Below are 10,696 nucleotides of genomic sequence, written 5' to 3'. Positions count from 1 at the left end.
CGTACCACTGACGTGACCGGCACCGTGACCCTGCCCGAAGGCACCGAAATGGTTATGCCTGGCGACAACCTGAAGTTCGACGTTGAACTGATTGCGCCTATCGCGATGGAAAACGGCCTGCGTTTCGCCATCCGCGAAGGCGGCCGCACCGTTGGTGCCGGCGTTGTGTCCAAAATCACTGAGTAAGGCCGAGTTTCCATAGGAAACTCTGGCCAGTGGTGACAGGTGATTTTCCCAACCGGGGAAATCGCCGAGAACCACCCCAGTGAAAAGATAATAGGGCGCCCCAAGGGGCGCCCTTTTGCATTGCTACCGCAGCAGGTGGTAGGCACCATAGGGAGCAGGAACAGGACGTAGACGGTTCCCGAGGGGAAGACTAAATGCCGGTTTTAAAATTTCTGTTCTGGATTCTGGTGGGGTGGCAAGGGGCGCTGGTGATCTGGCTGTTCAAGCGCGTGCCATGGTGGGCCTTCTTTTTTCTGGCCTATTTCCTGCTAAGGCTCATGGGGCCAGAGTACACAAAATACCAAATTGCGATGGATAATGTCGTCGCTGATACCGATCCCCCACGCGCGCCGCTTGTTTTGGTCGAAGACTTTGATGCCGGTCGAGATCTTGGTCCGATGGATGAAATTTTGGTTCAGGCCAGATGGTCCGAGGACCTGCCCGCCATCGCTATTGATGGGGTATCAGTTCTGGACTTTACAGTGCTCCCACTGTTGTCCACCGCCGAGGATCGGATTGCGGGGCTCGCCTTTGCCGGAAAGAGCGAGCGCGAGCAGCTGTTGCATCTGGTTCGCGCAGGTTTAGAGGCAGGGGCGCAGCTGCCGCTGCATGGGCGCTACGACAACGTGCCTTTTACCGACCAGCGCGTGCAAAAGGAGTTACAGCGCTATCGCAGCAGGTTCAATCGCTTGGGTTACGAGATTGGGGAGCATCTGGTCCTCATCAGCCCCTATCTGGACGGGCGTCGCGCAGAATTGGTGCGGGCAGCGGAAGCCAATAGATTCTGGGCGCGTGTGTTGATGGTCCTGGCGGGCCTCAGCCTTGTCTTTGGCACTGTAAAGCTTGTGCAAAAGCGCCGATCTGCCGCGGGCAAGGTCAGCATTGGCAGCTCTTGAAGTCGAACCTCTTAGGTTGAAGCTAAGGGGGGCTTCCTGAGGCTGCTCTGCTATCTTGGTTCGGTGGGCCGCCCGACTGCGAGGTCGGCTTGATCGGTGATCTCATCCAGCGCGGCTTGCAGGCTGAGCCGCAGGGCCTCGGCCTCGGCCTCGCTGGGCTTTTTCGGCACCGGGTCGGTCCATTCCTGACAGATCAGCACGCCGCGTGAAAAGGGCAGGGGCAACATCTGCTTGTCCCAGGTGGGCAGCTTCAGCACCCGAGGCTGCGCAAAGGCGACGGTAAAGACTCGACAGCCGGTCATCCGTGCCCAGGTTATGGGCACCCCGGATGAGATGCGCGCCGGGCCACGCGGCCCATCGGCGGCGATACCGATAGAACAGCCCTCCTTGGTGCGTCGCAACACTTCGCGCGATAGCGCGACATGGCGTTTGTGGCTCGACATCGGGATGGTTTCAAACCCCAGCCGCACCAAAATCTGCCCGGCCAGCCGCCCGGCCCGCGCCGCTGATGTCAGTGCGCAGATGCGCCCGAGCGAGGTGTCGAACAGGTAGGGTGCCATGATCAGCCGTTGATGCCAGAGCACAAAGATCACTGGCTCGCCACGGCTCACCGCCGCATCCATGTCCTCAAACCCGGTGCGCTGCCAGCGCGATGTACGATGGGCGAAATCAACATAGCGGGCAAAAAGCGCCTCGATCGTGCGATTGAAGCGAGGACTGTCGGCAATTTTCTTTCGCAGGCTCAAAAGTAGATCCCTTTTTTGCCTGTCATAGAATATTATCCGTGCAAGAGCCAGTCTGCCGACTGGCCGAGCTGACAGTGAAGGGCCCACCGGGGTGGGCCCACAAAAAACCCCACTATTTCTGCTGATTTCCCCCTTGCGAGTCACGCAGAGGTGGCTTAGTTACACCGGCACTGCAGGGGTATAGCTCAGTTGGTAGAGCGACGGTCTCCAAAACCGTAGGTCTCGGGTTCGAACCCTGATGCCCCTGCCAGTAAGCTAAAGGATCTAGGCCTTCCAGGTTCGCATCCATAACATCGTTTCCTACAACATTCCCTACTTTCACGATTGTATTGTTTTGATCGCTGCAATCTTGTGATCCGTGCCGACGCGCCCGGATAGCCCGGACATGTTTGGATATGACGGGACGCTTCTGGCCTTGCAGTTTTGACAAGAAGCATGGCGTATCGTACGTGAAGATATGAAGCTGATTGCCGTAATTTTCTTGTCTTTTTGTGTTTTTGCTGCCGCGCTGGCTGTCTTCGTCTGGCCACGATCCGCTAAAATAAAGCACTACACGGCTGAGGAGCTGGTAGGAGCTACCTGTGAAGAGCTGGGCGCAGCGCACGAGGAGGTCATCTTTGCATATCACGATGCCGAGATTGCTTACGTTAGAAGGGCAGGTGTGTTTCACGATGACCTCGGCCTTCCGCAAGAAGACGTAGTGCCATTTGTTGTTCTCATGAGGCGGTTCATGGAAGATAACGACATAAAAGAGGCCGACCTAGCAGCGCCTTTGTCTCCTTCAATACCGCTCCAGAGTTCCAAGTTTTATTATGAAATATCCGCCATATGTGCAGCAAACCCCTTGCTCGGGGCGGTTGCGGCAATGCGGCAAGCGGCAACAAAACTCAACCTGATTAATTAGGCCGTGTTTCAATGTCGTTCTCGTTTATGGCTGCTTTGGCATGTCGCATCTCAGTACTGAAACACAGTACCAAATGACCGCGTTGGGCCGCCCGTGTCGAGCGGTCCAACGGCGTAGATTTCAATAGCTCTCCATCTCGTTACAGATCTGGGTGCCTTTTGATCGTCGCATTGAACGCCTGCCGTATCTTGTGCGAGCGGCGGACAAAGATATTTTGGTCTGACTGACGTCCCCTTGCTGTGACGCAGGTGCGGTCTGCCGAGCCCCCCGATGCGCCAAGCGCCGAATGCAAATCGTGGTTTGCCGACAAAACGAACTGAGCGCAGCCTAGCTGTTGGCGAGATCCTTTATCATCGATCCGGTCTCGCGCAGTTCATCCGCGTAGCCTACGCTGGCAATGGTTATCGCAACGACCTTGTCTCCCAATTTGACAGCGGCGTCTGCGGTTTCCACCGCGTGGGTGGCATCCACCAGGCCGCCACCAGCGATCGCCCCCAGCTGGACCAGCACCTTGGCCGTGTAGTTGACGCCATCCTGCAGCTTGCTGTTCTTGCCAAGCGCCGCCAGCGCCTTGCTAAGATGGGGCAGTTTCCGGTCCACTGTGTTAAAGCTTTTGGCTAGGTCCGCTGTCTTGTCGAGCAGCTCATTGAGCGATTTCTCGTTGCGTTTGAGGTTCTTCTTGAGGATCTTCTTGTAAGGATGGGTGTCGGACAGGCCGTTCACCGTCTGGTCCAGGCTTTTGCATGAATCCATTGCATTCATGATTTCATTTGTCAGCTTCTGCGTCTTGAAACCGGCATGGGCGGTGTTGACCTTGAGATCCTTAAGGCTGGATTTGGCCTTGTCCAGCGTCGGCACCAGATCAATGCCCAATGCGGCATTCAGGGTGGTGCCAAGGGTTTCCGATGCGCCCCGACCGACGCCCTTGCTGGCCTTGTCAAACGCAACGGCCAAGTATTTCAGATGTCCCTGCAACAGGGTAGCAGCTTGGGTGATCTTCATGTTGTGTTCAACCAGCTGTTGGGTCAGGCCTGCAGCCGAGCGCGCAAAGCCATAAATCGCGAGAGCCTGGGTGCCGGGCAAGGCAATGGCCACACCGCTGGCAGTGGTCATAACTACCGACTTGGCAATATTGACGCGCCTTTTCTTCAGGTCCTTCTGATACTGCGCTTCCAATGATGCATTCAGTCCCATCTTCTTCAGAACATTTGTCGGCACCTTGTGATGCAGATCCGCCAGGTCGTTGGCATGTTCGTCCAGCTTATCACCCAAGACCTTAGCGGTTTTTTTTGCATCCATCCCGACCCGCGCCTTGGACTGTGCCCGAATTTCGGCCGCAGCCTTCTTGACAGTATCCTCGAGGGCATTGCTGTATTGCGCATGCAGCGTGTTCAGCGCGTTCTTTTTATCCAGTTCCTGAACGATCACCTCCAGCAACATGATCGTCACCTGTTTGCCCTTCAACTTCAGGCCGTCGCAGTACTTGTCACCTTTCAGCCTATCGTTGACCTTGTCGGCAAAATTGTAGCGGTAGACTTCGCGGGTCTTGCTACCGAATTTCAGCGCCGCTTTGTGTTCTGCCTTGATCAGCTCATCGAGCTTGTCCAGATCGCCCAGGATCGCTTTCTTGCGTTTCGGCGTGGCAGACAGGCTGCTTGCGTCCTTACGCACAGCCTTGCTGGCGACGGTAAGCGCGTTGAGCGACGTAACCAGCAAGGATTGCACGGTGTCGCGCTTTGCCTCCTTGTAGGACTTGAGCGCCGCCGTCATCTTGGCCGCCGATGATGGTGGTTTCGCCCCCGGCCAGGCGGCTTTCCACCACAGGGAACTGATGGTCACGGGTAAACGCTTCTTGAGGTCCTTGTCGGTAAAATCCGCCATACAACATACTCACACTAATTACACAAAAAGGCGCTCTGTCGCGTAAATGCTGCGAAGAGCATGGTTAACTCTGTTTCAACCGAAATTCTCAAAGCGGATGATCTGCAGGCATATCCTGTCGCTGCTTTGGGTTTGAAGCAAGCATTTTAAACCCGCCGCGGGGTGGCCCAGACAGATCAGGCGCCCCCGTGTCGGACACCTGGAAAACCAGGAGGAGGTCATCAGTGTTGATGGCTGGAGCGGCCTAAAGTTGCGCCAGTCGCGCGGCATTGTCGCAGACGGTCCCTTCGACCCGCAGGCCTTTCAGGCTGGCCTCCGAAGTCTCAGCTCCTGAGCAATCAATTCCAATTGCGCGTGCAAAGATATGCGGCAAGCCGGAAGCCCGCTTCGGACCCTATCGTCAGCGGCTCTTGCATCCCGCTTTCGAGCGCTCTCAGAGATCCCGAAGCGCGTGCTCTCCACCACGGTTTAACGCCCCCCCTGATGAAGGGCGGGTGGAAACCTGCCGACAATCACGCAAAGCACAGCAAAAATCCATTTTTCCGGCACTCAGACAGATGATCTTACTGACACATGATCTTACTGACGCTGCGCAGATTGGCGGCAATCTGGACCGTCACGGAATCAACGGTCATGGTTTCGTCGGCCGCCCAGGCGACCACTGCTTCAGTCAGCGCCCGCGTCGACAGTTCCGCCAGCAGCCGCGACTCGATGGCCAGATCAGACCCCAGCCGCGTTTCCAATAGCCCCGAAATCGAGCTTGAGGTTTCGTCGACCCGCGTCCGGAACATATCGTGAAGGGCGGGGTTCGCATCGACGACCGCAATAATTTTCAGCAGCAGAGCGCGGTCAAGTGGGTCTTCATGCAGCCCCTGGCCCAGCAGTTTCGCAAGATCATCCAGGATAGGTCCACTCGATTCAACGAACCAACCTGCGCCCTTGATATCCAGTCTGATTGCTTCGCCAAGGATCGCAGCCTGTTTGTTATTGTAATAATTAAAGAATGTCCGCGTGCTGATGCCCGCTTCAATTGCGATGGCTTCGGTCGTGGTTTGGTCCAGCCCGTTGCGCAGGGCGACCGTGACGGCGGCCATCTGGATATCTCGTGCCGTCTGCAAACGGCGCCTTTCACGAAGATTCATGCCCATACCTTGCACAACCAAACTATTCACATCATGTAAATATTGCACACTGTGTATTATTATGCAATCAGCCATCAACACCTGACGACGCGCGGAACAACCGGATTATATGACCATGTACAAGTTTCCCATTTTCACCGGTGCCGCATTGGCCGCACTGGTCTCGCTGGCGACCTCTGTTGCTGCACAGATGCCACCCAAACAGGTTGGCGTCATCAAGGCGGAGGTTCAGGATGTGCCGCGGATCGTCACCTTGCCCGGGCGCTCTGTGGCGGCATCGTCTACGGCGATCCGCCCGCGGGTAAGCGGTATCGTCACTGAAATCCTGTATGAACCTGGTCGCCCCATCGAAGCAGGCACACCGATGTTTCGCATCGACGACATCACCTATCAGACCAACGTCGCGGCAGCTGCGGCTCAGGTCGCTGGCGCCGAGGCAAAAGTGACCGAGGCCCAGGCCGCCTTTTCCCGCACCGAACAGCTGGTCGGGTCGGGCAGCACACAAGCGCAGGTCGAATCCGCCCGCGCCGCGCTGGATCAGGCCCGTGCCGGTCAGGATTCCGCCCGCGCCAGCCTGACACTGGCCCAGGCACAGCTGGCCTGGACCACGGTCACCAGCCCGCTGTCGGGTGTCGCCAGCGTCTCGGCGGCTTCGATCGGGGATCTGGTGACCGAAGGGCAGGCGGATGCGATGGCCACGGTCACGCAACTGGACCCGATCGAGGTGGATATGTACGAACCCTCGTCGCGGTTTCTCAGTGTGATGGACGACATCACCGATGGCACCCTGCGTCTGAATGATCAGCTGAACGCCACGCTGACGTTGGAAAACGGGCGCACCTATCAGGGCAAGGGCGCGCTTGTCGCGCCGGGTGTGACGGTGTCAACCTCCACTGGGTCCATCGACACGCGGTTCCGTTTCGACAACCCCGACAACATGATCCTTCCCGGAATGTTCCTGCGCGGACAGATCGACCTTGGTATCACGCAGGCGATCCTTGTGTCGCAATCGGCAACCAGCCGCGACAAGCTGGGCAATCTGTCGGCGTGGGTTGTTGTCGACGGCAAGGTCAGCCAACGCGATCTGACCGAAAACGGCAGCTACCAGCAACAGTGGATTGTTACTGCCGGTCTTGAAGGTGGCGATATGGTTGTCGTTGACGGGCTGACAGGGCTGAGCGAAGGAGCCGAAGTTGTGCCTGTCCCGGTCAGCTTTGACGCAAACGGCGTGGTACGCGAGGCCGCGCCTGATGCCGATGCGCCTGACGCCGAAATTCAGGCAGAAATGCCGACCGAAGCGTCCTCCGACGCGTCCGCGACGGAGTAACGAACAGCATGGCCCGTTTTTTCATTCACCGTCCGGTTTTCGCCTGGGTGATCGCTTTGGTCGTTATGCTGGTTGGCGCGCTTGGCCTGAACTCGCTTGCGATCGAACAATACCCGCAGATCGCGCCCACCACTGTGCGTATCTCCGCCAGCTATACGGGCGCATCGGCTGAAATTGTGGAATCCTCGGTGACCACGGTTGTCGAAGACGCGATGACCGCGCTGGACGGTCTGATCTACATGACCTCCAGCTCGACCCCTGGCGCGGCATCAGTCTCACTTACCTTTGACGACAGCGTGGATGCGGACATCGCGCAGGTGCAGGTGCAGAACAAGTTGCAGCTGGTCAATTCACAACTGCCCGACGTCGTGCAGCAACGTGGTGTGAGCGTTTCAAGGTCGACCAGTTCGATCCTGCTGGTCGGCGCGTTGACCACCTCGGAAGGACAGATGAACACCGTCGAGTTGGGCGACCTGATCTCGCAACTGATCGAAGATCCGGTGAAACGCACGCCCGGCGTGGGGTCCATCAACATCTTCGGCTCTGGCTATGCCATGCGGATCTGGATGGATCCGATGAAGATGGTCCAGTATCAGGTTACCCCCGCCGACATCACGGCAGCGGTTGCGGCGCAGAACACGAATGTCACCGTGGGTGATCTGGGTGCACAACCCAGTGCCGGCGGCCAGCGGGTGACAGTACCGATTTCGGCGCAGTCGCAACTGTCCTCGGTTCCCGAATTCGAAAGCATCCTGCTGCGTGTCGACCCTGACGGATCCACCGTGTTTCTGGGCGATGTGGCCAATATCGAGATCGGTCAGGAAAGCTATGGCGGTGCGGCGCGCCACAACGGCAATCCGGCGGCAGGCTTTGCGGTGAACCTTGCGACGGGGGCCAATGCGGTCGACACCGCCGCGGCGGTGCGCGAGACGATCAACGGTATGGCCAAGGCGCTGCCCGCAGGGGTTGAGGTGGTTTATCCCTATGACACGTCGCCTTTTGTCGAAGAATCCATATCGCAAGTTTATCACACGCTGATTGAAGCCGTTGTCTTGGTGTTTCTGGTCATTCTTGTCTTTTTGCAAAGCTGGCGCGCCACACTTATTCCCGTCATCGCGATCCCCGTGGTTCTGCTGGGCACCTTTGCCGTGCTGGCGGCAGCCGGATTCACCATCAACACGCTGACCATGTTCGCGCTGGTGCTGGCCATCGGCCTGCTGGTGGATGACGCCATTGTTGTGGTCGAAAACGTTGAACGTGTCATGGAGGAAGAGGGCGTCGGCCCTGTCGAGGCCACCGAAAAAAGCATGGACGAGATCACTTCGGCGCTGGTCGGCATCGTGCTGGTTCTATCGGCGGTCTTCCTGCCGATGGCCTTCATGGGCGGGGCAACGGGCGTGATTTACCGCCAGTTCTCGGTCACGATCATCACGGCGATGGTGCTGTCGCTGGGTGTGGCTGTCATCCTGACGCCCGCGATGTGTGCCAGCCTGCTGAAGCCGCGCAAACATGGCGACGGCATCGCGCCCGCCCGCTGGTTCAACCGCAACCTTGACCGGGGCACAAACGGCTATGTGGCTGTGGTGACCCGCTATGTAAAGCGCCCGCTGCGCGCGCTGCTGGTGCTGGCTGCGGTGGTGTTTGGTGTGGTGGTGATGTTTGACCGCCTGCCCGGATCGTTCCTGCCGGACGAGGATCAGGGCGTGGCGCTGGTCATCATCCAGGGGCCCGACGGGTCCACCACCGCACAGACCCTCGCATTGGTCGAAAAGGTCGAAAGCTACCTGCTGAACGCCGAAAGCGACACGGTCGAATCCGTCTTTGCGGCGCTCGGCTTCAGCTTTGGCGGCAGTGGCCAGAACAACGCGATGGTCTTTGTGAAGCTGCGCGACTACGACGCGCGCGAAGGCTTTGACATCGGCGGGCTGGTGAACCGTGCCAACGGCTATTTCTTCAGCACCAACCGCCAGGGCAATATCTTTGTGCTGCAACCGCCCGCCATTCAGGGCATGGGCAGCTCGTCCGGCTTCACCATGTATCTGACCGACCAAGGCGGGCAGGGACAACAGGCGCTGGCCGCCGCCGCTGACCAGCTGGTTGCAGATGCTCAGGCCGATGGGCGGGTCACATCGCTGCGTGGCAACGAGGCCGCCAGCCAGACTGCACTTCGGCTGGATATCGATCAACAAAAGGCCGCGGCCTTCGGTCTGTCGATCACCGATGTGAATGCGATGCTGTCAGTCATCTTCGCAGGCCGCGAGGTCAATGATTTCGCCCTTGGCAACGATCTGCGTCCGGTGATCGTGCAGGGGCAGGCCGAACAGCGGTCACAGCCTGAAGACATCAACAGCTGGTACGCGCGCAATAGTGCAGGCGAAATGGTGTCCTTTGCCGCCTTCTCGGAACAAAGCTGGACGCAGGAACCGCAGGCGGTCTCGCGCTATGGCGGCACCCGCGGCATGGAACTCAGCGGCGCTTCAGTGGCGGGGCTGTCGTCCAGTGACGGCATGAACGCGATGGAAGAGCTGGTGGCGGAACTCGACGGTAACTACGGCACCGCATGGACGGGCCTGTCCTATCAGGAACGGCTGTCGGGCAATCAGGCGCCGTTGCTGTTCGCGCTGTCCGCCCTTGTGGTGTTTCTGGCGCTTGCGGCCCTCTATGAGAGCTGGGCAGTGCCGCTGGCCGTGATGCTGACAGTTCCGGTCGGCATTCTCGGCGCGCTCGCGGCGGCCTATTTTCTAGGGCAGTCAAACGATGTCTACTTCAAGGTGGGTCTGCTGACGACCATCGGCCTGGCCGCGCGCAACGCCATCCTGATCGTGGAGTTTGCCCAGTCGCAATTGCACGAAGGCAAAACCGTGATCGACGCGGCACTCGTCGCGTCGCGGCAGCGTTTGCGTCCTATCCTGATGACGACCTTTGCTTTTATGCTGGGCGTGCTGCCACTGGCCATCGCATCCGGTGCGGGGGCAGGGGCGCAAAACTCGATCGGTATAGGGGTGCTGGGGGGCATGACCTCTTCGGCGGTGCTGGGGATTTTCCTTGTGCCGGTGTGCTACGTTGCGGTTCTGAAACTGCGCGATCTGATAGCGCGAAAGGGAAAAACAGGGTTACCTGACCGAACAAACCCGTCGCAGCCCTGTCCTTGATCGCGCATTTGTTGACCACCGCCAGTGCGGCCGACGCGCAGTTCTGCCGCACCCAAGAAGACCGCTTCATGCGTCGCGCGGAGGAGTATCGCGTCGTCCCAAGGCTCGCCGGAAAACGGGAAAAGGCCCGGCGCATTGACAAGCTGATCGCATGAGCAACTGCCGCCCCTCATCATGGGGCGGCTCGCCACAGCGATCAAATAACGGGTCACGCCGAATGTGCTGTGATCGCGGAGCGGCATCGCACCCACGCAAGCGAACCGCAGGGCGGCACCATATCCCAGATACCCATTTGCAGCGTCGAGATGGATCACCCGTCAGGCACGCCGCAATTGCAGCAATCTCATATGGCAGCCCACGTTCAAGAATGGCGCATGTCGTCAATGGGGTGGCAGGCCCATGTCAAAGCGCCCTTAGGCGACC

General features: G+C 58.7%; 9 protein-coding genes and 1 tRNA gene. 7 read left to right on the top strand and 3 right to left on the bottom strand.

What is annotated here, in order from left to right; genetic code table 11:
- Together ACN0VH_RS10700 and ACN0VH_RS10695 are read left to right on the top strand one after the other, a co-directional pair.
- Positions 1-186, top strand: a 186-nt coding sequence (locus ACN0VH_RS10700; protein WP_490362985.1) for an EF-Tu C-terminal domain-related protein, incomplete at its 5' end; no start/stop codon positions are given.
- Between the two features lie 194 nt (positions 187-380).
- On the top strand, positions 381-1,121 hold the full coding sequence (locus ACN0VH_RS10695; protein WP_417700596.1) for a hypothetical protein: 741 nt from the start codon (positions 381-383) through the stop codon (positions 1,119-1,121).
- A gap of 50 nt (positions 1,122-1,171) precedes the next feature.
- Here ACN0VH_RS10695 and ACN0VH_RS10690 read toward each other — a convergent pair whose 3' ends face one another.
- Complete coding sequence (locus ACN0VH_RS10690) at positions 1,172-1,867, bottom strand: lysophospholipid acyltransferase family protein (RefSeq protein ID WP_417700595.1); 696 nt, start codon at positions 1,865-1,867, stop codon at positions 1,172-1,174.
- Positions 1,868-2,041: 174 nt separating this feature from the next.
- On the opposite strand from ACN0VH_RS10690, the gene ACN0VH_RS10685 reads away from it, so the two are divergent.
- Both ACN0VH_RS10685 and ACN0VH_RS10680 read left to right on the top strand, forming a co-directional pair.
- Positions 2,042-2,117, top strand: a tRNA-Trp gene (locus ACN0VH_RS10685).
- A gap of 207 nt (positions 2,118-2,324) precedes the next feature.
- The gene (locus tag ACN0VH_RS10680) at positions 2,325-2,771 is read left to right on the top strand and encodes a hypothetical protein (protein WP_417700594.1); all 447 of its coding nucleotides are present in this window, start codon (positions 2,325-2,327) and stop codon (positions 2,769-2,771) included.
- Between the two features lie 327 nt (positions 2,772-3,098).
- Here ACN0VH_RS10680 and ACN0VH_RS10675 read toward each other — a convergent pair whose 3' ends face one another.
- Together ACN0VH_RS10675 and ACN0VH_RS10670 are read right to left on the bottom strand one after the other, a co-directional pair.
- A complete protein-coding gene (locus ACN0VH_RS10675) occupies positions 3,099-4,652 on the bottom strand; it encodes a hypothetical protein (RefSeq protein WP_417700593.1) in 1,554 nt (517 codons plus the stop codon).
- A gap of 563 nt (positions 4,653-5,215) precedes the next feature.
- Positions 5,216-5,842: a TetR/AcrR family transcriptional regulator gene (locus ACN0VH_RS10670; RefSeq protein ID WP_417700592.1), complete on the bottom strand. Its 627-nt coding sequence runs from the start codon at positions 5,840-5,842 to the stop codon at positions 5,216-5,218.
- 67 nt (positions 5,843-5,909) lie between these two features.
- Between ACN0VH_RS10670 and ACN0VH_RS10665 the strand changes: the two genes are divergently transcribed.
- Genes ACN0VH_RS10665 through ACN0VH_RS10655 form a run of 3 tightly spaced genes read left to right on the top strand, consistent with a single transcriptional unit; the run spans position 5,910 to position 10,428 of the window.
- Positions 5,910-7,121, top strand: a complete 1,212-nt coding sequence (locus ACN0VH_RS10665) for an efflux RND transporter periplasmic adaptor subunit (RefSeq protein WP_278922682.1) — start codon at positions 5,910-5,912, stop codon at positions 7,119-7,121.
- Positions 7,122-7,129: 8 nt separating this feature from the next.
- Positions 7,130-10,273 (top strand): efflux RND transporter permease subunit, encoded by a 3,144-nt coding sequence (locus ACN0VH_RS10660; protein ID WP_278922683.1) that lies wholly within the window; start codon positions 7,130-7,132, stop codon positions 10,271-10,273.
- Positions 10,270-10,428 (top strand): hypothetical protein, encoded by a 159-nt coding sequence (locus ACN0VH_RS10655; RefSeq protein WP_417700591.1) that lies wholly within the window; start codon positions 10,270-10,272, stop codon positions 10,426-10,428. The genes ACN0VH_RS10660 and ACN0VH_RS10655 overlap by 4 nt, the downstream gene beginning before the upstream one ends.
- Positions 10,429-10,696: the final 268 nt, after the last annotated feature.

The sequence above is a fragment of the Pseudophaeobacter sp. genome (assembly GCF_048267565.1).
Taxonomy (GTDB): Bacteria; Pseudomonadota; Alphaproteobacteria; order Rhodobacterales; family Rhodobacteraceae; genus Pseudophaeobacter; species Pseudophaeobacter profundi.
This window is presented reverse-complemented; position numbering and strand designations above follow the sequence as displayed.

Coding starts and splice junctions, on each gene's coding strand:
- ACN0VH_RS10695 (WP_417700596.1), top strand. CDS start 381: ATGCCGGTTTTAAAATTTCTGTTCTGGATTCTGGTGGGGTGGCAAGGG.
- ACN0VH_RS10680 (WP_417700594.1), top strand. CDS start 2,325: ATGAAGCTGATTGCCGTAATTTTCTTGTCTTTTTGTGTTTTTGCTGCC.
- ACN0VH_RS10675 (WP_417700593.1), bottom strand. CDS start 4,652: ATGGCGGATTTTACCGACAAGGACCTCAAGAAGCGTTTACCCGTGACC.
- ACN0VH_RS10665 (WP_278922682.1), top strand. CDS start 5,910: ATGTACAAGTTTCCCATTTTCACCGGTGCCGCATTGGCCGCACTGGTC.
- ACN0VH_RS10660 (WP_278922683.1), top strand. CDS start 7,130: ATGGCCCGTTTTTTCATTCACCGTCCGGTTTTCGCCTGGGTGATCGCT.